16 protein-coding genes and 1 tRNA gene are annotated in these 24,928 nt (G+C 62.9%); 14 read left to right on the plus strand and 3 right to left on the minus strand.

Annotated elements, in window-relative coordinates:
* The first annotated feature begins 4 nt into the window (after positions 1-4).
* The 5 genes from H9Q09_RS14835 to H9Q09_RS14855 are packed head-to-tail and all read left to right on the plus strand — an operon-like array spanning position 5 to position 7,299.
* Positions 5-1,975: an ABC transporter ATP-binding protein gene (locus tag H9Q09_RS14835; protein ID WP_246716157.1), complete on the plus strand. Its 1,971-nt coding sequence runs from the start codon at positions 5-7 to the stop codon at positions 1,973-1,975.
* A 1-nt stretch (position 1,976) separates the two neighbouring features.
* Positions 1,977-4,718 (plus strand): ABC transporter transmembrane domain-containing protein, encoded by a 2,742-nt coding sequence (locus tag H9Q09_RS14840; RefSeq protein WP_187391668.1) that lies wholly within the window; start codon positions 1,977-1,979, stop codon positions 4,716-4,718.
* Positions 4,684-5,208: a cyclic nucleotide-binding domain-containing protein gene (locus H9Q09_RS14845; RefSeq protein WP_051141650.1), complete on the plus strand. Its 525-nt coding sequence runs from the start codon at positions 4,684-4,686 to the stop codon at positions 5,206-5,208. The genes H9Q09_RS14840 and H9Q09_RS14845 overlap by 35 nt, the downstream gene beginning before the upstream one ends.
* Positions 5,205-6,083: an MBL fold metallo-hydrolase gene (locus tag H9Q09_RS14850; protein ID WP_187391669.1), complete on the plus strand. Its 879-nt coding sequence runs from the start codon at positions 5,205-5,207 to the stop codon at positions 6,081-6,083. Before H9Q09_RS14845 ends, H9Q09_RS14850 begins: the two co-directional genes overlap by 4 nt.
* Positions 6,061-7,299 (plus strand): adenylate/guanylate cyclase domain-containing protein, encoded by a 1,239-nt coding sequence (locus tag H9Q09_RS14855; RefSeq protein ID WP_187391670.1) that lies wholly within the window; start codon positions 6,061-6,063, stop codon positions 7,297-7,299. The genes H9Q09_RS14850 and H9Q09_RS14855 overlap by 23 nt, the downstream gene beginning before the upstream one ends.
* A 33-nt stretch (positions 7,300-7,332) precedes the next feature.
* Here the strand turns inward: H9Q09_RS14855 and H9Q09_RS14860 are convergent, their stop codons facing one another.
* The 3 genes from H9Q09_RS14860 to H9Q09_RS14870 are packed head-to-tail and all read right to left on the minus strand — an operon-like array spanning position 7,333 to position 11,428.
* A complete protein-coding gene (locus H9Q09_RS14860) occupies positions 7,333-8,493 on the minus strand; it encodes an ABC transporter permease (protein ID WP_187391671.1) in 1,161 nt (386 codons plus the stop codon).
* Positions 8,490-9,488: an ABC transporter permease gene (locus tag H9Q09_RS14865; RefSeq protein ID WP_024351820.1), complete on the minus strand. Its 999-nt coding sequence runs from the start codon at positions 9,486-9,488 to the stop codon at positions 8,490-8,492. The genes H9Q09_RS14860 and H9Q09_RS14865 overlap by 4 nt, the downstream gene beginning before the upstream one ends.
* Positions 9,485-11,428, minus strand: a complete 1,944-nt coding sequence (locus H9Q09_RS14870) for an ABC transporter substrate-binding protein (RefSeq protein WP_246716158.1) — start codon at positions 11,426-11,428, stop codon at positions 9,485-9,487. Before H9Q09_RS14870 ends, H9Q09_RS14865 begins: the two co-directional genes overlap by 4 nt.
* A gap of 311 nt (positions 11,429-11,739) precedes the next feature.
* On the opposite strand from H9Q09_RS14870, the gene H9Q09_RS14875 reads away from it, so the two are divergent.
* The 9 genes from H9Q09_RS14875 (at position 11,740) to H9Q09_RS14915 (ending at position 24,741) form a co-directional block, all read left to right on the plus strand.
* Entirely contained in the window at positions 11,740-12,963 is a 1,224-nt protein-coding gene (locus tag H9Q09_RS14875) for a glycosyltransferase family 4 protein (RefSeq protein WP_187391673.1), read from the plus strand.
* A complete protein-coding gene (locus H9Q09_RS14880; RefSeq protein WP_187391674.1) occupies positions 12,960-13,940 on the plus strand; it encodes a hypothetical protein in 981 nt (326 codons plus the stop codon). Before H9Q09_RS14875 ends, H9Q09_RS14880 begins: the two co-directional genes overlap by 4 nt.
* A 437-nt stretch (positions 13,941-14,377) precedes the next feature.
* Positions 14,378-14,467: transfer RNA gene (locus H9Q09_RS14885), tRNA-Ser, on the plus strand.
* 815 nt (positions 14,468-15,282) lie between these two features.
* On the plus strand, positions 15,283-18,441 hold the full coding sequence (locus tag H9Q09_RS14890) for a DUF927 domain-containing protein (RefSeq protein WP_187391675.1): 3,159 nt from the start codon (positions 15,283-15,285) through the stop codon (positions 18,439-18,441).
* 843 nt (positions 18,442-19,284) lie between these two features.
* The gene (locus H9Q09_RS14895; RefSeq protein WP_187391676.1) at positions 19,285-20,178 is read left to right on the plus strand and encodes a site-specific DNA-methyltransferase; all 894 of its coding nucleotides are present in this window, start codon (positions 19,285-19,287) and stop codon (positions 20,176-20,178) included.
* A 5-nt stretch (positions 20,179-20,183) separates the two neighbouring features.
* Positions 20,184-20,648, plus strand: coding sequence for a restriction endonuclease (locus H9Q09_RS14900; RefSeq protein WP_187391677.1), 465 nt, complete (start codon positions 20,184-20,186; stop codon positions 20,646-20,648).
* Positions 20,649-20,659: 11 nt separating this feature from the next.
* Positions 20,660-21,994 carry a hypothetical protein gene (locus tag H9Q09_RS14905; RefSeq protein WP_187391678.1) on the plus strand — a complete coding sequence of 445 codons (1,335 nt, stop codon included), beginning with the start codon at positions 20,660-20,662 and terminating at the stop codon, positions 21,992-21,994.
* Positions 21,995-22,000: 6 nt separating this feature from the next.
* Complete coding sequence (locus H9Q09_RS14910) at positions 22,001-23,911, plus strand: DEAD/DEAH box helicase (RefSeq protein ID WP_187391679.1); 1,911 nt, start codon at positions 22,001-22,003, stop codon at positions 23,909-23,911.
* A complete protein-coding gene (locus H9Q09_RS14915) occupies positions 23,908-24,741 on the plus strand; it encodes a DUF3883 domain-containing protein (protein WP_187391680.1) in 834 nt (277 codons plus the stop codon). The genes H9Q09_RS14910 and H9Q09_RS14915 overlap by 4 nt, the downstream gene beginning before the upstream one ends.
* Positions 24,742-24,928 lie beyond the last annotated feature (187 nt).

The raw sequence follows: 24,928 nt of genomic DNA on the forward strand, positions 1-24,928 counted from the left end.
GCGGATGCCAGGGGGAAGCGGTGCCTCGGTGCTGGACCGGCCGATAGACACGCCGGACCGGCCCGCATCGGTCGCCGCGCGGCCATTGCTTGCGATCGAGAACCTGTCCGTCGAGTTCCGTTCGATGGCCGGGACGGTGAAGGCCGTCAGCGGCCTGTCGCTCAGCGTCGGCGCGGGGCGTACCGTGGCGCTGGTCGGGGAATCGGGATCCGGCAAGACCGTGACGTCCCAGGCCATTCTCGGCCTTCTGCCGAAGAGCGCGGTGATCACCGGCGGCAGCATCCATTTCGACGATCCGCTGCAGGGCCCGGTCGATCTCGCTGCAATGTCGCCGCGCAGCCCCCACTTCCGGGCGGTGCGTGGGCAGTCGATCTCGATCGTCTTCCAGGAGCCGATGACCTCCTTCTCGCCGCTGCACACGCTCGGCGACCAGATCGGCGAGGTGCTGGAGGTACACGGTCGCGCCTCCGGCGCCGAAGCGCGCGAGCGGACCATCGAGACCTTGCGGCTGGTGCGGTTTCCCGAGCCCGAGCGGGCGCTGAAATCCTATCCCTTCGAGCTGTCGGGCGGGTTGCGCCAGCGGGCGATGATCGCCATGGCGCTGATCTGCAAGCCGGCGCTGCTGATCGCCGACGAGCCGACGACGGCCCTCGACGTGACGCTGCAGGCGCAGATCATCAAGCTGCTGCGCGAGATGCAGGGCGAACTCGGCATGGCCGTCCTGCTGATCACCCACGATCTCGGCGTCGTCGCCAACCTGGCCGAGGACGTCGTGGTGATGCACCACGGCAAGGTGGTGGAGTCCGGATCGTCCGAAACGATCTTCGCCGATCCGCAGCACCCTTATCTGATCTCGCTGATGAAGGCGGTGCCCGATCTCGACCAGTCGGAATCGCCTCGGCTGAAGCCGATCCGCGAGATCAAGGTGGATGCCGGCGCGCTGATGCGGCGTGAACAGTCGGGCGCTGTCGGCGCGCCGCTGCTGGAGTTGAAGGGGGTCGCCAAGAGCTTTTCCCGGCGCGGCGACCGGCGGCTGTTCTCCAGCGCGCCGGCGCCCAGCATCCATGCGCTGAAGGACGTCTCGCTGACCATCCGGCGCGGCGAGTGCCTCGGCCTCGTCGGCGAATCCGGCTCCGGCAAGACGACGCTTGCCCGCGCGATCATGCAGGCGGTGCAGGTCGACAGGGGCGCCATGCTGTTCGACACGCCGGACGGGCCTCTCGACCTCGTCACGGCCGACCGCAGCCAGCTCTTCGCCGTCCGCAACCGGCTGCAATATGTCTTCCAGGACCCGTTCTCGTCCCTCGATCCGCGCATGACGGTCGGGGCGATCCTCGCCGAACCGCTGGAGATCCACGCGGTCTGCGACCGGGCGGAGCGCCGCGTGCGCATCGAGCGGCTGCTGGCGGCAGTCGGGCTGGAGCCGCAGCATGCCGGCCGTTATCCGCACAGCTTTTCCGGTGGCCAGCGCCAGCGGATCGGCATTGCCCGCGCCCTGGCGCTGGAGCCGGAATTCCTGATCTGCGACGAGCCGGTGGCCGCGCTCGACGTGTCGGTGCAGGCGCAGATCCTCAATCTTCTGAAGGATCTGCAGCGCCTGTGCGGCCTGACCTATCTGTTCATCTCGCACAATCTGGCGGTGGTGAACTATGTCGCCGACCGCATCGCGGTGATGTGCGACGGCGAGATCGTCGAACTGGCGCCGCGCGCGGCGTTCTTCGAGGACGCCCTGCATCCCTATACGCAGATGCTGATGCAGGCTGTGCCGCACGCCGATCCGCAGCGGCCACTGGATTTTGCCCATCTGCCGCCGGTGGGCGAGATCGGCCAGCGCAACTGGCCGGCGCCGTTCACGGCCGAGCCCGGCGTCGCCCGGCCACTGCTGGAGGCCCGGCCGGGGCATTTCGTGCGGGCCGCCAATCTCGACTTCCTCGCCAAACGGCCAGCGCCATCGCCGGCGACGGAGCGGCGCTGACATGGCGGCAGCGGACGAACTCGACGAGAGCATCTTCCGCTATGTCTGGCGCCATTCGCGGCCCCAGCAGATCTGGCTTTTCGCCGTTCTCCTGGTCTCCCTGCCATTCCTGTATCTGACGCTCGACCTGCCGAAGCGGATCGTCAACGGGCCGATCCAGGGCGACTGGGCGCCGGGCCAGACCGAGACGCTGTTCGCAGTTTCGCTGCCGCTGCCGGGCTTTCTGGGCGGCGGCGAACTGGCGCTGTTCGACGGCGTCGAGCTCGACCGGCTCGGCGTGCTCCTGTGGCTGAGCCTGACCTTCCTGTTCTTCGTGATCGTCAACGGGCTCTTCAAATTCTATCTGTCGAACTACAAGGGCCGGCTCGGCGAGCAGCTGCTGCGGCGGCTGCGGTTCCAGCTCGTCGATCTGGTGCTGCGGTTTCCGACCGCCCGCTTCAAGCAGGTGCGCGGTCCCGAGATCTCGTCGATGATCAAGGACGAGACCGAGCCGGTGGGCGGCTTCGGCGGCAGCGCCTTCGCCGACCCGGCGCTGCTGCTCAGCCAGGCCGGCACCGGCCTCTTCTTTATCTTCCTGCAGAATGTCTGGCTCGGCGCGGTGGCCGGCGGCGTCGTGCTCCTGCAGCTCATCCTGATCCCGCAGATGCGCCGGCGGCTGGTCAGGCTCGCCCGGGCAAGGCAGATCACCGCCCGGCTCCTGTCGGGCCGGATCGGCGAGATCGTCGAGAGCATTCCCTCGATCCGCACCAACGACACCTCCAACTGGGAGCGCGCCGAGCTCGGCAGCCGGCTCGGCCGCATCCTGTCGATCCGCTACGACTTCTTCCGCTGGAAGTTCTTCGTCAATTTCATCAACAACCTGCTGGCCCAGATCACCCCCTTCATCTTCTATCTGGCCGGCGGCTATCTGGTGATCGCCGGGAGGCTCGATATCGGCCAGCTCGTCGCGGTGATCGCGGCCTACAAGGAGCTGCCGGGGCCGCTGAAGGAGCTGATCGCCTGGGACCAGTTCCGAGTCGACGTGCAGTCGAAATACGCCCAGATCCGCGAGCAGTTCGTGATGGGCAACCTGATCTCGCCCGACGTCCAGAAGCTGTCCTACGAGACGCCGCCGCGGATCGAGCGGGAGATCGCCATCTCGGGCCTGCGCATCGCCGACGATTCCGGCAACGACCTCCTCGAGCCGACCAGCCTGCGGCTGGCGCCGGGCGAAGCCATCGCGGCCTCGGGGCCGATCGGCGGCGGGGCGGAGTATCTCGCCGAGGCCCTGGTGCGGCTGGCCGACGCCGCGTCGGGCCGCATCAGCATCGACGGCCATGCGCTGGACGGACTGCCCGACGCCTTTGTCGGGCGGCGCATCGCCTATGCCACCTCGGGGCTGTATTTCCCGCAGATGTCGATCCGCGACGCGCTGGTCTACGGACTGCGCCATGCACCGCTGGTGCCGGCGGGCGGGGACCGCGCCGCCAGCGAGGCGCGCCAGCTCGAAGCCCGGGCGTCGGGCAACAGCGACCTCGACGTCGACGGCGACTGGATCGATTACGCGGCGGCCGGCATCACCGGGCCCAACGAGCTGCACGGCCGCCTCGCGCAGGTGCTGGACGTTGCCGATTTCCGCATCGACATCGCCCGGCTCGGGCTGCGCAACCGCGTGCCGGCGGACCTGCCCGAGGAGACCTGCGCGCATGTCCTGAAGGCCCGCGGGCGCTTCCGCGAACGGCTCGCGGAAGGCGGCGACGAAGTCTATTTCGAATCCTTCGATCCGGCCCGCTATTCCGACTATGCGACGGTTCTGGAGAACATCGTCTTCGGCATCGCCCTGCCGGAAGCCGCCGAGGAGATGCCGCTGGCCGCCCGGCCGCAGATGGTCGCCGTCCTGGAGGAGGCGGGGCTCGACGACCTCTTGCACGAGATGGGCCGGCAGATCGCCGAGACGGTGATCGAGATCTTCGGCGACCTGGCGCCGGACAGTCCGCTGATGGACAATGTCGACCTGATGACGCCGGAAGAGGTCGACGGCTACAAGGCGGCGCTGCGGCGCGCCGCAACCGACGGCAGCGCCAGCGAGCGCCGACGCGACCGGCGCGCCTTCCAGGAGCTGGCCTTCGGCTATATCGAGCCCCGGCATCGGCTCGGACTGCTCGACGACGACATCAAGGCCGCGGTCCTGTCGGCCCGTGCGCGGCTTCTGGAGCGCATGGACCCCGAGCTTGCGCAGGCGGTGTCGATGCATGTGCCGGGGGCGATCAACCCGGCCGCCAGCTTCCAGGACAACATCCTCTTCGGCCGCGTCGTCGACCGCTACGCCGAAGCCTCGGCCCGCATCAACGAGGTGCTGGTGGCGACCCTGCGCGAGACCGGCCTGTCGCAGACGGTGTTCGAGATCGGACTGGATTTCGACGTCGGCAGCGGCGCCAAGCGACTGTCGTCGGGCCAGCAGCAGAAGCTGGCGCTTGCGCGGGCACTGCTCAAGCGCGCCGATCTCCTGGTTCTCAACCGGCCGCTGTCGTCACTTGACGGGGAGAGCCAGCGGGAGACTATTGTGCGTGTCCTCGCATCGCGTGCGGCACTCGGCATCGAACGGCAGACGATCTTCTGGGTCCTGAGCCACGCCGAACATGCGGAGCTCTTCGACCGGAGACTGGAATTCAAGGACGGGCGCATGATCACGAACTCGACGGGGGCCGAAATGCGTCCGCACGAGTCCGATGCGGCGCGCGACGACGCCGAAGTGGCCGGATGACCGAGAGGACGACGTGACACTGCTCAAATCTGAAATGGACCTGCTTCGTTCGGTCCCGATCTTTGCCGGCATGGAACCCAGCCGGCTGAAGCTCATCGCCTTCACCTCGGATTCGATCGCCTATCGCCAGGGGCAGGTCATGTGCCGGCAGGGCGAGCGCGGCGATTCCGCCTATGTCCTCGTCGCGGGCGAGGCCGATGTCTCGATCGAGACGGAAGACGGCGACTTCGTGGTGGCGACGCTCGGACCCGGCGACGTGGTCGGCGAGATCGCCATCCTGTGCGACACGCCGCGCACCGCGACCGTCACGGCGAAGAGCGACGTCTCGGCGTTGCGGGTGCGCAAGGAGTGCTTCCTGCAATTGCTGCGGCAGTTCCCAGAGATCGCCGCCGAGGTGATGCGCGGACTGGCCGAGCGCCTGACCCACATGAACCAGGAGCTGGTGGCGGCGCGCAACCGGGCCGCCATTGCTCCGGACGCCGCAGATTGAGCCGGTTCGAGCTCACCGTCTGGGGCGCACGCGGCAGCATACCGGCACCGGCGGCGGCCAATACCCGCTACGGCAGCGACACCAGCTGCGTTGAGGTGCGATGCGGCGACCGGGTGCTGGTCTTCGACGCGGGCACGGGCATCGTGGGCTGCGGGCGCAAGCTCTACGAGGAGCAGGTCGGCGAGATCGACATCCTGCTCACCCATTGCCATTTCGACCACATCATCGGCCTGCCCTTCGTGATCCCGCTCTACAAGGACCACGCGGCGGTGCGCATCCATGCCGGCCATTTCCTCGACGACACGACCTGCCGGGACATGGTCGAGCGGTTCATGCGGCCGCCCTATTTCCCGGTGACGCCGAAGCAGTTCGCCGCCCATATCGACTATCGCGACTTCCGCCCGCCCGCCGTTCTCGACCTCGGCGACGGCATCGTCGTGCGCACGGTTCGCCTCAACCATCCGAACGGGGCGGTCGGCTACCGGGTCGACTTCGAGGGCCGCTCGATCTGCTACATCACCGATACCGAGCACGAGCCGGGCACGCGTGACGAGGCGGTTGCCGCCTTCGTCGCCGGGGCCGAGGTGATGATCTACGATTCCACCTATAGCGACGAGGACATGGCGAAGTACCGCGGCTTCGGCCACTCCACCTGGCAGGAGGGGGTTCGCCTGTGTCAGGCCGGCGGCATCGACAGGCTGGTCATCTTCCACCACGACGTCCTGCGGACCGATGCTTCGCTGGCAAAGCTCGCCGAGGAGGCGCAGGCGCGTTTCGCCGGCGCGCGCATCGGTGCGACCGGCCTGACGCTGGCGATCGGCGAGGACGGAACGGTAACGGAAAGTCACGACGATGGGACTGGCCAAGCAGGTTGACGACTGGCTGCTGAAGCAGTCGCTGGGCAAGAGCGACATCCAGACGATCTTTCGCGATCTCTGTCTGCGGCTCACCGGCATCGGCGTGCCGATCGCGCGGGCGCGGCTGAACTGGCCAACCCTGCATCCGCTGTTTCGCGCCGAGATGGTCAAGTGGCATCGCGACGAGGATGTCGGGATCGAGCATTTCCACCACCAGGACGCCAATACCGACGCGTGGCAGCGCAGTCCGCTGCGCTACATGGTGGAGGCCGACATTCCGGTGCTGCGGCGGCGCCTCTCGGGGCCCGGCAAGCTCCTGGACTTCGCCATTCTGGAGGAGCTCGCGGCGGCCGGCTACACCGACTACATCGCCCTGAAGACCGAATTCTCGCAACCGGGCGCCTACAGCGAACTGCAGGCGCGGGGTGTCATCGTGATCTGGGCAAGCGACCGGGCCAGCGGCTTCACCGACGAGGATCTCGACATCCTGCAGGAAATCCAGCTCACCTTCGCGCTGGTCTGCAAGACGATCATCCAGTCCCAGATCATGACCAACATCGTCGAGACCTATCTGGGGCGAAAGGCCGGCCGCAGCGTGCTCGACGGCAATATCCGGCTCGGCGACGGCGCCACGACGAAGGCGCTGGTCTGGTATTCGGATCTGCGCGATTCCACGCGGCTGACCGGCACGCTCGACAGCGACGCCTTCCTGAAGCTCCTGAACGACTATTTCGAATGCGCGACCCGGCCGGCCATCGAGGCGGGCGGCGAGGTGCTGGCCTTCATCGGCGATGCGGCACTGGTGATCTTTCCGCTCGGCGACGGGCCGATCGACGGGCCGGGCATCACGGCCGAGGTGCAGCAGGCGGTGGCCGAATCCTTCGCGCTGCGCGATGCGACCAACGCGGCGCGCCGTGAGCGCGGTCTCGACCTGATCGAATTCGGCGTCGGCCTGAATGTCGGCAGCGTCGTCTTCGGCAATATCGGCGTGCCCGAGCGGCTGGCCTTCACGGTGATCGGCTCGACCGTGACCGAGGTCGAGCGCATCGAGAAGCTGACCAAGACGGTGGAGACCAACGTTCTCGCCAGCGCCGAGGTCGCGGCCCTGTCGCCGGAGGACTGGGTCTCGGTCGGGGCGCACGCGCTGAACGGCGTGGAGCGCCGGATGGAGCTGTTCACGCCGCGCCGGAACACTGCCGCAGCCGCCGACGCGCCGGTGCGCGCCGTCTCCTGAGCGTCGCCGGAGCCGTGTTCGATGCGCTGCCGGTCAGTGGTGGTGGTGCGGATCGACGGCGTCGCGCAGCCCGTCGCCGATAAAGCTGAAGGCCAGCACCGTCAGGATCACCGGCACCATCGGCAGGAGCAGCCACGGATAGAGCGCCACCGCCTCGATGTTCTGGGCTTCCGACAAGAGGACGCCCCAGCTGGTGATCGGCGGCCTGAGGCCGAGACCCAGGAAGGACAGCGCCGTCTCGGCCAGGATCATCGTCGGGATCGACAGCGAGGCCGAGGCGATGAGATGGCTCATGAAGTTCGGCAGCAGGTGGCGAAAGATGATCCGGCGCGGATGGGCGCCGAGCATCTCGGCCGCGACGACGAAATCCTCCTCGCGCAGGGCAAAGAGCTTGGAGCGCACGGCGCGGGCAAGGCCCGGCCAGTCGAGGAGGGCGAGGATCAGCGTGATGCCGAAATAGATCAGCAGCGGGCTCCAGGTGACCGGCAGGGCGGCCGACAGGGCCAGCCATAGCGGCAGTTCGGGCAGCGAGCGCAGGATCTCGGTCACCCGCTGCACGACGGAATCGATCCAGCCGCCGAAATAGCCGGCGAGGCCGCCGATGGTGATGCCGAGGATGAAGCTGAGGGTCACCCCGACGAGGCCGACGGTGAGCGAGATCCGTGCGCCGCTGAGAATGCGCGAGAGCATGTCGCGACCGAGCCGGTCGGTGCCCAGAAGGAACAGGCTGCCGCCCTCCGGCGGGCAGACCAGATGCCGGTCGCCGGAGACCAGCCCCCAGAATTCGTAGGGGTCGCCCTGGCAGAAGAAGCGTAGCGGTAGCGGCCGGCTGGTATCGGGCGTGTATTCGCGTTGCAGGGTGTCGAGGTCGAGGTTGAAGTCGAGCGGATAGACGAAGGGCCCGACGAAGCTGCCCTCGTGGAACAGATGCACGGCCTGCGGCGGGGCGAAGATGAAGTCGGTGTGCCGGCTCTGCATGTCGTAGGGCGCCAGGAACTCGACCACGAGGATCGAGAGATAGCTGACGACGAGGAACGCCAGCGACACCACGGCGACGCGGTGGCGCAGGAAGCGCCACCAGATCAGCCGCGTCTGGGACGCCTCCATATAGGCCAGCGACACGGTCGAACCGGCCGCGACCGTGGCTTCGGAATCGAAGGGCTCGCGCGAGACGAAATGCGGCGTCTCGCTCATCGGATGGTGGTCTTTCCGAGCCGGATGCGCGGATCGAGAATGGCGAGCAGCACGTCGGAGACGAACATGCCGACCACCGTCAAAAGGGCCAGGAACATCAGGAAGGAGCCGGCGAGGAACATGTCCTGGCTGCGCAGCGAGGACAGGAGCATCGGCCCGGTGGTGGGCAGGGACATGACCGCCGAGATGATCACCGAACCGGAGACGATCTGCGGCAGAAGGCTGCCGAGGTCGGCGATGAAGGGGTTGAGCGCCATCCGCAGCGGGTATTTCAGCAGCACCCGGTGTTCCGGCAGGCCCTTGGCCCGGGCCGTGACGACATATTGGCGGTTCAACTCGTCCAGGAGATTGGCGCGCAGGCGGCGGATCATGCCCGCAGTGCCGGCCGTGCCGATGACCAGCACCGGCACCCACAGATGCGACAGCACGGAGCCCGCCTTCTCCAGCGACCAGGGCGCGTCGATGAAACGGGGGTCCATCAGCCCGCCGATCGAGGTGCCGAACCAGACATTGGCGAGATAGAGCAGGATCAGCGCCAGCAGGAAGTTCGGCGTGGCGAGGCCGAGAAAGCCGAGGAAGCTCAGGCCATGGTCGCCCCAGCTGTATTGATGGGTGGCGGAATAGATGCCGATCGGAAAGGCGACCAGATAGACGAAGATGACCGTCGCCACGTTGAGCAGCAGCGTCAGCGGCATGCGCTCGCCGACGATGTCGGCGACGGGCTGGTTGTATTCGAAGGAATAGCCCAGATCGCCCTGCATCAGCCCGGTGACCCAGACGAGATACTGCTCCCACAAGGGCTTGTCCAAGCCGTATTGCTCGCGCAGGAAGGCGATCTTGTCGACGGTGACGTTCTCGCCCTGGGCGCGGATCTCGGCGATGTAGCTGGTCAGGTAGTCGCCGGGCGGCAGCTGGATGATGACGAAGACCAGCACGCTGATCGCCAGCAGCGTCCAGGCCATGGTGACGAGGCGGCCGGCGAGATAGCGGATCATCCGTGTTTTCCTGCCAGGGCGGACGCGCCGCAATCGAACCAGAACCCGTCCGGATGGTAGATGCCGAAATAGGCGCCGGGCTCGTAATTGTAGACGCCGCGCTCGGGCACGTTGTTGAGCGTGTCCGCCACGGCGACGATCTGGTCGACGCCAGCGACGATGCCGATCGTATAGACCTGATCGGCGGAAATCCGCAGCATCCGGCCCCAGATGTCCGCGCGCTCGGCGTCGTCGTCGGTCCGCATCCAGCGCTTGCGCAGCTCGGCGAGTTCGCGCAGCGGCGCCAGCGCCTCGCTGCCGCCGATCGCCTCGCCGCCTTCGCCGCCGGTCTCGGTCTGCATGCCGAAGGACGGCCATTGCAGCTGTTCGGCGGTCGACGGAGCGAGTTCGGCCGGGTCGGTGGCCGGGGTCGGCACGCCGTTGTCGAGACCGGTCCAGACCGACATCAGCGTCGAGCCTGCCTTGATGCGGTTGCGGAAGACCTCGCGCTGGGATTCGCGGATCAGGAGATCGATGCCGAGCCGGCGCCAGTCGTCGTGGATCAGTTGCAGGACGTCGCTCTGCTCGCGGCTTTCGCCCGCGGTCTCGACGACGATGCGCATCTGGCGCCCGTCGGGCAACAGGCGCAGGCCATTGCGGCTCTCGCGTTCCAGCCCGAGCTCGTCGAGCAGCGCATTGGCCGCATCCGGATCATAGCCGGCCCACATCGTCGGCAGCTCGGGATCGAACAGGGTCGAGCGGGGCAGGACGGTGTTTCCGCCGGGCACGGCAAGGCCGTAGAAGATCGCCTTGTTGATGTCGTCGCGGTTGATCGCCAGGGACAGCGCCCGCCGGAAATTGGCGTCCTGGATCAGCCGGCGCCAGGCCGGGTCCTTGACGTTCAGATTGGGATAGAGCGTGACGTGGGAACCGCGGCCGGATTCCCAGCGACGGACCTCGAAGCCGCCGCGCGTCTCGGCCCGCTTCAGGAACGGATAATTGGGAAAGCTGAGATAGGCGGCCTGCAGGTCGGCTTCGCCATTGGCCACCTTTGCCGGGATCAGGTCGGCATTGGCGATCGTCAGCGCGACGGTGTCGATATAGGGCAGCTGGCGCCCCTGCGCGTCGACGCGGTGGAAATAGGGGTTGCGGGTGAACATCAGCCGCTCGGAGGGGGGCTCGGTGGCCAGCTGCCATGGCTGCAGCGTCGGCAGGTCCGGATTGTCGTTGCGGTGGCCGCGGTCCATCTTGAAATGCAGCGCCGCCCAGTTGCGCTGGCCTTCCGCCTCGACCCGCGCCGCCAGTTCCTCCGGGTCGGCATAGGCCTCGTGGAACTGCTTGAGATAATGGGCCGGGCGGTAGAGCTCGAAGGGCAGGGCGGCGGCCTGGGTCGCCAGGAAGTTCGGGTTCGGCCTGGCCCATTCGTAACGAATTTCGTAGGGGCCCGGAAAGGTGACGCGGGGTGGCTTGCCCTCCACCAGCAATTCGCCGGGAATGCCGAACCGCGCGATCTGCGGGTTCTGCGCCATGTCCTCCCAGAAATAGCGGAAATCCTCGGCGGTGAACGGCGCGCCGTCGGACCACTTCATGCCGGGCCGCAGATGGAAGGTGAAGATGCGCCCGTCCTCGACCTCGAAACGCTCGGCGATGTCGGGGACGAAGGCGTAGTCCTCGTCATAGCCGACGAGGCGGGCATAGCCGAAGACCGACAGGGTGCGGGTGTCCTTGGCGCTGCCGCCGATCATCCGCAGCGTGCCGCCGAGCCGGTCGGCCGGGCAGGTCGCATCGACGGGCATGACCAGCGGGCGCTCGGGCAGGCGCTGAGACACCGGAGGCAGGTCCCCGGCGCTCACCGCCGCCTGCAGCGCGGCGGGTTCGCCGAAGGCCGGGCCGGATGGGTCCGCGATGGCCTGTCCGGCCGAAGCCGGCGCCCAGAGGATCGCCGTCCAGAGGAGGGCCATGCCGGCGAGCGCTCCCTGCCGTATTGCTCGCTGCTGCCGTGTGGATCGATGCATGGACGGGCCCTTGTCTGCCGCGTCAGTAAGCTGTGCGCCCGCCGGCTTGTCAAACCAGTTGCGGCGGGAAAGCGTGGGCATCTCACTGCGCCCCCACGGCATCGCAAGGATGCCGCGACCCGGCCCGGCCTCTCGCGGGTTGCGAGCCGCCGGCCATGTGACTAGATGGCCGGCATCCGGCCCGCCTTCCGGCGGGGAACGGGCACCTGCCGGTCATCCTCGGCCAGTGCCGGACGCTGTCGCAAGGACCGACCACCATGGCAGGACGCATCGCCACGATCGTCAAGGGCTATCCGCGGCTGTCGGAGACCTTCATCGCCCAGGAGATCGCCGGGCTCGAGGATCGCGGCGTCGCGCAGCTCATCGTGTCGCTGCGCCAGCCGGCCGAGAGTCGGGTGCATCCGGTGCATCGGCGGATCAATGCCGAGATCCTTTATCTGCCGGAATATCTGAAGGACGATCCGGTGCGGGTGCGGGCCGGCCGCGCCTTTGCCGAGCGCCAGCCGGGCTATGACGCGGCGCGGGCGATGTTCGAGGCCGATCTGAAGCGCGACCCGACCGCCAACCGCCACCGGCGCTTCGGCCAGGCCTGCGTCCTCGCCCACGAACTGCCCGACGACATTAACTGGCTGCACACCCATTATCTGCACACGCCGGCCTCGGTGACGCGCTATGCCGCGACGATCCGCGGGATCGGCTGGTCGTTCTCCGCCCACGCCAAGGACATCTGGACCTCGCAGGCCTGGGAGCTGACCGAAAAGCTGGGCTCGGCCGCCTTCGGGGTGACCTGCACGCAGGTCAATCTCGACTATCTGCAGTCGCTGGCTCCCGAGCCCGGGCGGGTCGAGCTGGTCTATCACGGGCTCGACCTGTCCGGCATCGAGCCGCCGGAGCGGGGCGTGCGCGGCGAGCGCCCGTTCCGCATCGTGTCGGTCGGCCGTACCGTGGAGAAGAAGGGGTTCGGCGATCTGATCCGCGCGCTCGCCCGGCTGAAGGATCGCGCCTGGACCTTCGATCATGTCGGCGGCGGCGCGATGACCGCCAGGCTGCAGCAGCAGGCCGACAAGGCCGGGATCGGCGACCGGATCACCTGGCACGGCAGCCGCGAGCGCGAGCATGTCTTCGGGCTGCTGGCGCGCTCTGACCTGTTCGTCCTGCCCTCGCGCATCGCCCGCAGCGGCGACCGCGACGGCCTGCCGAACGTCCTGATGGAGGCGCAGGCGCATCGCCTGCCGGTGGTCTCCACGAAGGTTTCGGCGATCCCGGAACTGGTCGAGGACGAACGCACCGGCCTGCTCGTCGAGCCGCGCGACCCCAGGGCGCTGGCCGAGGCCATGGCGCGGCTGATGGACGATCCGGAGCTGGCCGCGCGGCTGGCGGCGGCCGGCGAGCGCCGGGTGCGCGAACGCTTCTCGCCGAAGCCCGGCATCGACCGGGTGGCCGCGCTCCTGAAAGCGGCGCCCGCCCGGAACGCGGCGTGAGCCCTGCCGACTTCCCCCTGGCGCGCCGGCAGCTGGACGCCGCCGCCGCCGGTGTCGAGCTCGCCTTCTGGTGGCGGGACGACGACGCCCGGGGCGCAACGCCGGAGCTCGCGCGCCTGCTGGCGCAGCGCCGGGAGACCGACGTGCCGCTGGCGCTGGCGGTGATCCCCGACGGGGCCCGGGCGGATCTCCTGGATGGCATGACGCCGGACGACGACATCCGGCTGTTCCTGCACGGCTGGTGCCACGCCAACCACGCGCCGGCCGGCGAAAAGCGTGCCGAGTTCGGCGATCATCGCCCGGTGGCGGCCATGCTGGAGGAGATCAGGCGGGGCCACGAACGGGTTGCCGGGCTCGCCGAGGAGCGCTTCCTGCCGGTCTTCGTGCCACCCTGGAACCGGATCGGCCCCGGCATCGCCGCCCGGCTCGGCGACGCCGGCCTGCCGGGCCTCTCCATTTTCGCCCGGCCGGCATCGCGCCATTGCGTCCACACCCATCTCGACCTGATGGACTGGCGTGCGGGCCGGGCGCAGGACGCCGCGACGCTCGACAGGATGTTGGCCGCGCAGATCGCCGCACGGCTGACGGGCGAGGGGGGAACGCCGGCCGCTATTCCGTCCGCGGCGCGGATGCGCCCGGACACGCCAATGGAGGCGCCGGCCCGCACGCCTGCCGGTGGCGCTGACCCCGTGACGGGTGGAACATCTGCTGCTAGTCCCTCTGCCCCAATACGCTGGGACACGCCTGCCGCGGCGCCGATCGGTACGCTTGCCGGCGGTCCTGGGCCCGTTGGGTGGCCGCCCTCGGGGGGGCAGCCGATCGGCCTCCTGACTCATCACCTGCAGCATGACGCGGCCGCGTGGGAGCGCCTCGCGGCGCTGCTCACGCTGCTCGCGCCACGCCCGGGCGTCGTCTGGCCAAAGCTGCCCGACCTGTTTGCCCTGCAACCGGTGGCCGCGACCCCACCTGACGGCTGAAAGCCGAGCGCGCCTCACCCCGCAGCACTCCGTTCCCGCGGAGTGGCCGACGTGTCGTCCGGCAGCGGAAGCCGCAGGATGTGCCCTGCACGCGAGAAATGCGCAACGGCCTTGGAGACCGGTCAGGGCAATAGCGCCGCGAGCCGGCGAGCGCGACCGGCCATCGCGGAGCAGCGCGAGGAGCGACGGCGTTCCTTTGCGCGTAGCCGCAGCGAAGGAACGCGAGGCTCTTCACGCGCCCCGAATACGGCCCCGCAGTGAAAATCGTGTCGCGGGGCCCTTGTGCACGCGGCCCCGGCTTTGATAAGAGACCGGCGCGCTCGCAAGGCGCCGACCAATGCCTCGGTTGATTTGAAGCCGCACCGTCCGGACGCCCGTCGTCCCCACCCGGCGCGACACCTTCGAACAGGATGGTCCCGACCGACGGGGCAACGGCCGGAGAGGTGGCAGAGTGGTCGAATGCACCGCACTCGAAATGCGGCATACGTGCAAGCGTATCGGGGGTTCGAATCCCCCCCTCTCCGCCATTTATCACTTATAGAGCTATGTAAATACAGGGCTTTTGCTCTAATCGCGGCGGTGTGCCCCAACATTTATCCCAATAAGCGCACGCGATAGGGGTGAACATTGTGGGACGGCAGGACGCGCTTGCCGCTGTGCACTGCCGCTACTGAGCAAGCACCTGATTGTGCCTTGCCGGCTTCTAAAACCAATCTCATTTTTGCGGCTCATCGCCAAGCAGCGCACGCCGCTGCATCTTGTGCCCCCGACATACATCGGACAAGTGACCTCAGCGCGAACCGTCGCTCTGCGGTCGGCAGTGCGTCGATCAAGAGGAGCGGCGAATCCTGCGCCGCTAGAGCGTCTTCCCTCTGATGCCAGACACTCAGCCAATCTACGACCTGGCACAACACCATCTGCGACGATTGTCACTCCGCAGAGCGGCGCTGCCATCCCAAAGTGATTTGCGTTGACCCTGTTCGAAATAATTTTGTCGAACGGATCATCAGAGCTACACAGCCTCATGGAAATAAAGCCTGGAGGCTCTGATGAAACCAAACGCTTATAACATCTCGAACTTCTGTATTAATTTCGGAATTAGCCGATCCATGCTCTACAAGCTGTGGATGAATGACGCTGGACCTCATTATTACTACGTTGGGAGTCGCCGATACGTCTCCGCACATGCTGCTGAGACTTGGCAGCGGCAGCGAGAGATGGCGAGGAGCGATTAAAAACCGAATATAACTCTGTATGTGACTGGATGCGGATAACGCCATCCGAACTAATAAACATAGAAAATGCACGTCAACACTTTTGTGTACAATAGAGGATCAAAAAAATGCTGGATGCACACAAGTCTACAAAAAATCTGGAAATGACTAAAGATTGCGGCGGGGTTCATCGGATCGCGGATGGCGGCCCCCTGCGCCTGCCCACTTCCCAATTGCAGGAGCCATCCTCAGTCGAGGAGTTGGCGGACCGCTTGGGCCTACGCGTGCACGAGTACATTGGCGGCGCTCCTGTTTTGGGATCGCTCGATGAGGAGCTTATGGAGAAGCCCATTTGGATGTCGAAAAGCTCGAACTCCAAGTCGGCCAAGGCAAAGGAGTGGAAGGAAGTGCGCACCGTCGAGGATCTTATGGTTGAACTAGCCGAACATAAGCCTGGCGGGAAAGACGGTCCGGCATTTCTGCAAGGCTTTGTCCTCGGGAGTGTTCGCAAAAAGAGCGCTATGGAAAGCATGGATGTTATGGCGTTTGACCTGGACAACGGCACTACGCTGTCCGACGTAGTCGAGCGTGTCAGTGCGGCGAACATCTTCACGATTATCTACACCACGCACAGCCACGGAAAGGTGCGCACGCAGGTCAAGCGGGACGACCTTATGAAATTCGCCGGCGATGATCAGGCAGCAATCACCGACGAACTCGCCGGCCGCTATCTCGCGTCCCGGGGCTTTACGTCGGCAATTTGCGCTTCCGCAACAGTGGATGAAATCAAGGCAACGCCTGATGGCCGGATGGCGAGTATTACGCATCTTCCGATTCAGAAATATCGGGTGGTCACGGTCCTCAAAGACCCATTCATTTTCTTCAATCGTGGTGGCACCGATCGGCAGGCACAAGAAGAGTGGGCCTCGCTATACGCTGGGGCCGCCAGCATGCTTGGTCTTCCCTACGATAAATCTTGCACAGACCCCTCTCGCCTCTTCTTCACCCCCCGCCATCCTCCAGGATCGGAGGACTTTCAAGTCTTGGTAGTAGCGGGAGAGGCGCTGGATATTGATAACATTCCCACGGTCCAACAGGCAGCCCCTCCCCCAAGCACAAAGCATTCCGCTGCCCCGCGCTTCTTGCAGAAAGGTACGGCACCAACCCGCCTTGCTACAACGGACCTTGCTAAAGGAATCGAAAGTGTTACTCCCAAAACGATCGGGCTCAAGCGCTTCCTTGCACAGAACGGTCGCGGCTTTGATGCATTGTCGTTCGCTCGGGAATATCTCGAGGTCCGCTCCGATGGCGTTCACAAACTGGAAGCGCGCTGTCCGAACGACGGCGAACACACGGACGCCGGCAACCCGGAAGACAGGGCTTTCTGCGTCTTCGCTGGTGACGAATCGAAGGGGTTTAACATGGCTTGTCGGCACGCTCACTGCCAGGGTATCGACCGACTCGGCTTTATTGACTTGATCTGCCAGGAGAACTCTCTGAATGTAAAGGACTTGGGTCGATATACTGAAAACACCAGCCGGAACGACGACGGTACCGGTGTAGCAACATTCGAAGGAGGTGAGGACTATCAAGACCAGCTGCGCGAACTTGACCGCACGCTCACGCGTTTAGGACTTTGCCGAGAGGGCGGCTTCATCGGGCGCCACCAAGGCGAGGATGGAGACATGTTCCGCCCGATTTGTCGCGAAGTGCTGCCACTCGCCAGATCCGTCGACGAACATGGCAACGGTGCTTCGCTGGTCTTACGTTTTCCTGATCATGGGGGTCGCTGGCGCGAAGATATTGTCTCCCTGGCGGACGTTCATGAGAATGGAAGGAAAGTTCGCAGAACGCTCGCGGATGCTGGTCTGCAGATTTTCGCTCGCGCGTCAGCCGAGTTCGACAACATGCTGACTGCCTTCAATCCCACACGCGAGATCGTTGTGACCCGGCGTCCGGGTTGGCATGGCGATGCCTTTCTTACTCCTAGTGGTGAGACAGTAGGCCAAGACAGCCGAGAGTTTAGATTGCTTGACGCCTTCAAAGATGCTCGCCGAGGCTCGCAGGAGGGTCAACTCAAAGCTTTCGATGCCGCTTTGCGTTCGGGCGTCGACCATTTTGCGGTGGGGGTGCTCCTTGCAGGAGTTGGGCCGATCGTATCCCGCACCCAGAGCCCGAACGTAATTGTTGCGCTGGTGGGCGAAAGCTCGCGCGGCAAGACCACCGCGCTGAAGATCGCCGCATCCGCTTGGGGCAATCCGGCGGCCGGTAAGGGCTCGCATATTCTGTGTCGGACGACGAGTAATCGCTTGGAAGTTGATGCTGAGCGCAGAAACGGCAGCCTCTTGGCGCTGGATGAATTTCGTCTCGTGCCTCCAAGTGAAGCGCAGAACCTTATCTTCACACTGTCCCAGGGCAACGGCAAGCGCCGCTTGACCAGCGATGCCACGGGTAAGCCCGTGGGAGAGTGGAGCACGGTCGTGGTGATTTCATCGGAGCGCAGCCTCGACGCTATCGTCCGCGATACTGGCGATGTCGTGCAGACCGGTATGGCGGTACGGACTATGGAGATCGACGTTAGTCATGCTCCCGATCTGGATAGGGCTGCAATGCTCGACATCGAGCAAGTGCAGGAGCACCACGGCCATCTTGGCCCACTCATCGCAGATTTCATCGGCAGGCACAGAGCCCCGGAGGATATCATGGCTTCGATCGAGGCGAACCAAACCATCCTTGCTGGACCGGGAGCATCCTCGAAGGTGCGACGCAGCGCCTATTCCGCCGCTGTTCTACTTGAGTCCGGCCGGGTAATGCAGCAAGCAGGCGTTATCGCACCCGAGTTCGATCTCGATGCGCTGATCAAGCGGCTTTGGGTTACACAGAAGGAGAGCTTGGTTGGGCGCCTGCAACCTATCGACGAGGCCATTCTTCGGCTGCAGGAAAACCTGCTTTCCAGGCATGGCGTTGATGTCTTCGACGTTGCAGATGAGGTTGGAGGAACCCCTCGGCATCGGGCAGCGAAGGCTTGGTATAGCGCTGAGAACCGAGGGGGAACGCCCACCGTTCTCTATCACATCAGCCCCAATGAACTCGAGAATTTTGCGGGTGGCGCAGTGACGAGAAGGCCACTCCTTCGCGCGCTGAAAGACAAAGGTTTCCTTGATGACACCTGCGCAGGTGGAATGGTTTGGGATCGCGTACCAGGTCTCGGGAGTGCTAGGTGGAGAAACTACCGCGTCCGCTTTCTCAGCGCTGCAGATGAGGAAAACGAAAAGCCGGGCATTTAAGCTTTTGAGGTCGGGCAGCTTCGGCGCAGAATTTCTGCAAATCTAAGATGGCGCCGGGAGTTTATAGCTCCCGGCGCCCTGACGTCGAACATAACCAGCGAAGCATCCGACATTGCCGCATCAATGCTTTGTATCAGAACCGCTTACGCAGCGAAGAAGAAATAGATTATTCAACGAGTTATAGAATATTGACACATATGCTGTACTTGCTTTGTTCGTAATTATAACAGTATTTAGGAGGGATGGGGATATTGGTAAGTAGGAATTTAATTATGTTTTTCTGCCTCTCGGGCGGCAGCAAGCCGAGCAAGAAGAGCGCACGTAAATTGAGATATTGCAAAATACAATCATGGCCAATTTCTCATGTGCAAGCACGTCTGTAAATCTGACACACAGCACGGTTCGACACACAAGCGCCCTTCATGTAGCTAGCGTCTTGCTACAGCAATGGCGGTTGGGGTACGCGCTGGAATCCACCCGCGGGCCGCACAGCTTCGTAACGACCGTTCCGGTTATCGGCTATAGCGCGTTATCAGGTCGACGCGTGGAGGAGCGTTGGCAATCAACTCTCGCGATCGGAGGGCCAACCTCATTCGGGTACCATCGGGTTGCGCCTCTGAAGGTCACATAGCCCATTCTGGCTGCGCCACCGAAGGCTCAGGACCGTGGAGGGGCGTTGCCGTTCCGCCGCTGGCCAGCGCCTGCCTTCGTCGATACACTTACGCCTCTAGGCCATCGAAAGGAGCCGAAGAAGTTTTCTCGTCAACCCCTTCTCTCCAATATCGGGGCGCGCACCGCTTCGCGTAGCCGCCAATTGGCTTACCCATACTGAGAAACAATCGCATGGCACTCAAAGAAGCTCTCGCTTACAATAACGTTGATTCGCGAGGAGAAGACAACATTCGCCGCCTAAGGCGGGACGCACAGGCGAATATATGTTGCGAGGGCAACCTCAAATTCATGCGCGGCTTGGCCGATGAGTCTATGAACCTGATTGTAACCTCGCCGCCATACAATATCGGCAAGGCATACGAGAAGCGAACCTCGCAGGAAAAATACGTCGAAGATCAGGCCGCTTGTATTGCGGAAGCCGTTCGGCTTCTCGCGCCCAACGGTTCGATCTGCTGGCAGGTGGGCAACCATGTCGACAATGGCGAGATATTCCCGCTCGACATTATTCTTTATCCGCTTTTTAAGCATCATGGCCTCCAGCTGCGCAACCGGATCGTCTGGACGTTTGGTCACGGCCTGCATTGCCAGCGACGGTTCTCCGGACGACATGAAACTATTCTCTGGTTCACGAAGACTGACAATCACACATTCAATCTCGATCCCATCCGCGTGCCCTCGAAATACCCGAACAAGAAGCATTTCAAAGGGCCGAACAAAGGCGAGTTGTCGAGCAATCCGCTGGGCAAGAATCCTTCCGACGTCTGGGATATCCCAAACGTCAAATCCAACCATGTCGAGAAGACCGACCATCCCTGTCAATTCCCCATAGGTTTGGTCGAGCGTCTGGTCTTGGCGCTGACGAATGAAGGTGAAAGCGTTCTCGATCCGTACCTTGGCGTCGGATCATCCGCTATTGCGGCCTTGAAACACAATCGCAATGCCTATGGCTGCGATCTTGATAAGAGCTACATCGACATCGCTTGGGACCGCATTCACAGGCTTCGTGCCGGAACGCTTCGAACTCGCCCCATGAACAAGCCGGTCTACGACCCCGATGCAAAGTAGGATTCATGAAGCTTGCTTATACCTACGACGATCACCACAGCGCCGGTGCCGAATGGGAGCGACGGGATATCAAGGAATGGCTGACTGATGTCTTCGAAGCTCCCGCGATCAAGACAGAGCCGCGCTGCACGCCCGCTATCCGCGATCATGTCGAGGCCGAGTTTTTGGATGAAGGCTGGGCTCTAAACGTCGATCTTGATCAAGGCCATCGCCTAAAAGTTTTCGCGCAGAAGGACGATCTGGCGTTCCAACTGCAGACCGGCAATATGAGTCGCGCGCCATACGATCTTCTCAAGATGCAGTATCTGTTCCAGAGTCAGCGCATCGAAGCGGCAGCCCTTGCACTGCCCACGAAGGAGGCGGCCAAACTGATCGGCGACAACATCGCGAACGCTGAGCGCGTGATCAATGAGCTGCAGCTATTTGACCGGGTGCTCACCGTGCCAATACTCGTCATCGCCTTTGAATGAAGAAAGGGATCATGACCTACGCAATCAAGTTGACGCCGCGCTCCGAACGCGAAGCCATGATCGAAAAGCGCCTCGCTGCCTCTACGGAGTTTGGTGAAACGATTTTTGATTTCAGAAGCGGCACCTTCACTCCCAAAGTAATCTCTCTGCCGATCACCGCTCCGCTTTATCGCATGGAAAATTGCCGCACGTTCAGCGCGCAGCAGACCGAGATTGCGCGGGAGGGACTGGACAAGGATTACTTCGCGAAAGGTCAGGAACTCACCACTGTACAGCAAACCCAGCACGAGATTCTGGCCAAGCTTGCGAAGCAAGGAACCGACTCGGTCACGTCGATTATCGCCGTATTACAGCAGGACGGCCAGCGCGAGCCCATCCTGATCAGCAGCTCCGGCGTGGTCGTCAATGGCAACCGGCGGCTCAGCGCCATGCGTGAACTTCTGCGCAAGAGCGATGGCTCTGTTGACGAGCGTTTCACGAATATCCGCTGCGCGGTCTTGCCGCCAGATGTTTCGCGCGATGAGATCGACGATATCGAAGCCGACCTTCAAGCCCGTCCGCAGACGAAGCTCGATTACGATTGGATCGGCGATGCCCGCTTGATCCGCAGGCAAGTAGACAAGGGGAGATCAACTAAGGAAGTGGCTGATCGGCTCCGCCGCAGCAAATCGGATATCGAGAATGTCCTCCAAGCGCTTGACGAAGCCGATCTGTACCTGAGCGAATGGCTCGAAAAGCCGGGGGAGTACGAGCGCGTGCAGGACGGCCAGCAGATATTTGGCGATCTACCCAAGAGCATTGCCAAGAAGGACACCAACCTGCAAAACGCAAGCCGTGCTATTGCATGGTCAATCTATGAAAACCGCGAGAAGATCAGCGGGCGAGTGTACCGGTTGAATGCCGCTTTTGGCAAGCTCGCTCCGAACGTTCTTGAGATTCTGGAAGAGCAGCTCGACCTTTCGGATCATCAGAACGAAGCCGTTGATGACGACGATTTTGCCATCGACATCGATACCGATGATGCCACGAAAGACTACACCGCGATCATCGACACGCTTCGGGACGACAATGCGAAGGAGGACGTGCTCGACACCTTGATCGATGCCTGTGAGACAGCTCTTGAACTCGACAAAGGCCAGAGGAACGAGCAAGCCGCGCTGCGGACACTCTCGCAAGTGAACTCCAAGATCACGGGCATTGATGTGAGCTATGCCGGGACGAAAACGCTTCCGGCCATGCTGAAGCAGATCAAGACGATCCGAGGTGCACTGGAAAAGATCGAAGCGGCGATTGCCGCGCGGCAGGCCGACGGGCAATATTCCGAACATGGATCAGATGAGGTTTAGAACTGCGTGAGCAATGAGCCCAGCGCCGTAGCTGTCCGCTACAATGCGGACCACAGCGGCACCCTCGCTGTCTCGCCGGATGGTCTGGAAACGCCGATATGGTCGCGCTTGAAGCTCGCGATCCGTACCAAGAAGCTTAATCACACCGTTTCCGGCGGCGAGATATCGCTTTCATGGCCCGATACCCTTGGCGTGATCAGGGAACTCGGCAGCAAGTCAAATCAAGTCAGCTTGCATTTCCGTTTCAAGCCGGAAGGGATTGCGGCCGACAAGCTGCGCGCGTTCGCGGCGCAGATCAAAAAGACCAGAGCGCAGCGCACCATGTTAACGGCGGAGTTGTCTGCGCCGGAGATCGAAGAGCGCTTACAGAGTTTCGGCTTTACAAAGCGCGTCCTGAAGCCGTTTCAGCTTCGGGATTTGGCGCGACTTTTGGCTATGAGCAATGGTGCAAACTTTTCGGTGCCGGGCGCCGGAAAAACCACCGTAACGTTTGCGCTGCATTTGCTGACCCGTAAGCCCGGCCAGCATTTCGTAGTGGTTGCACCAAAAGCCGCCTTCCAGGCATGGAGCGATATCGTCGCTGAATGCATGAACGAGGATGCGCCGGACGGCGGCGATGAACCCTTCACACTCTTAACTGGCACGGAAGATCAAACGCGCGAAGCGCTCAATTCTGGTGCGACCCGGTTTGTTATTTCCTATGACATGGCAATCCGGCAGCAAGGATTGCTCTCCACACATTTCGCGACTACCGAATGTCATCTCGTCCTGGATGAAGCTCACCGCATGAAAGCGGGCTGGAATTCCCAGCGCGGCGCATTTCTTTTGCGTGTTGCCGATGATCCTGTTCGGCGTGACATCCTGACAGGAACACCGATGCCGCAGGCGGCCTCGGACATCGAATCGCAGCTCGATTTTCTATGGCCAGGGCACGGTTACGGTCTTGAGATTTCCCACGGCAGATCTCCTCGTGACGTTCTTGGCAACCTGTACGTCCGCACCACAAAGCAGGAGCTTGGCCTCCCGAAGGCGATGCGGAACTTCTTCGACGTGAGCATGGATGACGGGCAGCTAGCGCTCTATTCGATTGTTCGCAACGAATTCCTCCTGAATTACTCAAAACAAATCTCTTACGGCATGGGAGATGCACAGTTTCTAAAAGCGCGCAAATCCGTCATGCGGCTTTTGCAACTCTCCATGAACCCGGTTCTTGCTTTGACCGCGATGGCCAACGACGACGTAAAAATTGACTCCGGAATAGTCGATCTCGTGATGGAAGAGGGGCACTCATCCAAGATGCGCGCCGTCATGGATCATGCCTACGCACTGGCTAGGCAGGGACAAAAATCGGTAATTTGGACGATTTTCACCGACACGATTCACAGCTTTGCTTCGTCACTTGCTGATCTGAACCCCGTCTTCATCCACGGCGGTGTGCCATCTGGCCTCGCAACAGACCCCACGAGCCGGGAGGGTCGCATACGGCGTTTTCACGAGGACCCGAGCTGCTTCGTGCTGATTGCTAACCCTGCTGCAGCTGGCGAGGGTATCAGCCTGCACACGGTATGCCACAACGCCATCTATGCAGACCGAAGCTATGTTTCGACGCATTATCTGCAATCGATTGACCGCATCCACCGGCTTGGGCTTCCCCCGGATCAGGAAACCCATATCCATGTTTACCGATCGAAGGCTCCGCCGGTAATCGGCAGCATCGATATGTCGGTAAGTCGCAGGTTGGTCGAGAAAATCCGCAACATGCAAATGTTGCTCAACGATCCCGACCTCCACGAGATAGCGTTCGATGAAGAGGAAGCCGCCGATCCCATCGATTATGATATCGAGCTGCAAGACATTATCGATCTCATCGGAGAGCTGGAGGGCAACGCGGCAGAAGTCCCGCCGGAGGATGAATGAGCGTTCTCATTTCCACGGAGCGGGTGTTCTCTCTGCCATGCTTTGAAGGTCTGCGATTGCTGCGGCGGTACATGGGCCGCCATCCCGGCTTGGAAATTGGCGAGCTTCTCAATCTGATAAATCAGGTCGAAGCTGATGCGCACACGCTGGATATGGAAGCGTCCGTGCATCTTTCCTCGCTGATGGAAGCTGATTGCCCGATGGACGGACGTGCGTTCTATCAGAGCTGCATTAATGCAGTGCTGCTTAAGCACCAGCCGATCTGGTCGAGGGCCATGCGCAGCGGGCGCAGACGTTTCGTCCGGACGTTAGACAATAACGACCAGGATGTCTTCGCGGCGGCAGGACTGTTAGAAGATCCCACTCCTTACCAGGTCGTGGCATGGTGGGACTCGGTCTCTGGGTATGCGAGACTGATGTCTGACCATGAAAAGATGGAGCAGGGTCGCTTTGCAGAGATACTTACACTCAATCATGAGAGGGCGCGGTTGATCAATATTGGGATCGACAAAGAGCCCGAATGGCCAGGTTTTGACGATAATTTCGCCGGCTATGATGTTTTGTCGTATGACCAAGGTGAGGCGGGTCTGCAGAACCGTTTGATTGAAGTAAAGTCGACTACGGTTTCCCCGCTTCGCTTCATCTTGACGCGAAATGAGTGGAATAAGGCCGCGCAAACCGGCAATGCGTACATTTTTCATGTTTGGGACATGCGCAAGAAAGCACCAGTTCTGCATGTTCGCACTGTGGCGGACGTTGCGCCGCATATTCCATCGGATAACGGCAAAGGCACATGGAACAACGTTGCTGTTCCAGTGGTCGGAACCTGAGCCTCAAGCACTCTCGTAAAAAAGTTGCCCGACACATACGCGAAGGGCAGGGCCAGCCTGGCTCTGATACCCGCCTGCGCTTGATCTGACTCAGCTGTGATTTTCCTGTCCTGGGCGTTCGTGATTCCCTGTCTGGCGAAGGGAGGGAAAGAGCGATGGCCGTAAGAATCAACGAGGACCTGTCGGC

Origin of the sequence: Aurantimonas sp. DM33-3 (assembly GCF_014334315.1) — a bacterium.
Lineage (GTDB): Bacteria > Pseudomonadota > Alphaproteobacteria > Rhizobiales > Rhizobiaceae > Aurantimonas > Aurantimonas coralicida.

Coding starts and splice junctions, on each gene's coding strand:
- H9Q09_RS14835 (WP_246716157.1), top strand. CDS start 5: ATGCCAGGGGGAAGCGGTGCCTCGGTGCTGGACCGGCCGATAGACACG.
- H9Q09_RS14905 (WP_187391678.1), top strand. CDS start 20,660: ATGACCTACGCAATCAAGTTGACGCCGCGCTCCGAACGCGAAGCCATG.
- H9Q09_RS14895 (WP_187391676.1), top strand. CDS start 19,285: ATGGCACTCAAAGAAGCTCTCGCTTACAATAACGTTGATTCGCGAGGA.
- H9Q09_RS14890 (WP_187391675.1), top strand. CDS start 15,283: ATGCTGGATGCACACAAGTCTACAAAAAATCTGGAAATGACTAAAGAT.
- H9Q09_RS14875 (WP_187391673.1), top strand. CDS start 11,740: ATGGCAGGACGCATCGCCACGATCGTCAAGGGCTATCCGCGGCTGTCG.
- H9Q09_RS14915 (WP_187391680.1), top strand. CDS start 23,908: ATGAGCGTTCTCATTTCCACGGAGCGGGTGTTCTCTCTGCCATGCTTT.
- H9Q09_RS14865 (WP_024351820.1), bottom strand. CDS start 9,488: ATGATCCGCTATCTCGCCGGCCGCCTCGTCACCATGGCCTGGACGCTG.
- H9Q09_RS14845 (WP_051141650.1), top strand. CDS start 4,684: ATGCGGCGCGCGACGACGCCGAAGTGGCCGGATGACCGAGAGGACGAC.
- H9Q09_RS14855 (WP_187391670.1), top strand. CDS start 6,061: ATGGGACTGGCCAAGCAGGTTGACGACTGGCTGCTGAAGCAGTCGCTG.
- H9Q09_RS14900 (WP_187391677.1), top strand. CDS start 20,184: ATGAAGCTTGCTTATACCTACGACGATCACCACAGCGCCGGTGCCGAA.
- H9Q09_RS14840 (WP_187391668.1), top strand. CDS start 1,977: ATGGCGGCAGCGGACGAACTCGACGAGAGCATCTTCCGCTATGTCTGG.
- H9Q09_RS14860 (WP_187391671.1), bottom strand. CDS start 8,493: ATGAGCGAGACGCCGCATTTCGTCTCGCGCGAGCCCTTCGATTCCGAA.
- H9Q09_RS14870 (WP_246716158.1), bottom strand. CDS start 11,428: ATGGCCCTCCTCTGGACGGCGATCCTCTGGGCGCCGGCTTCGGCCGGA.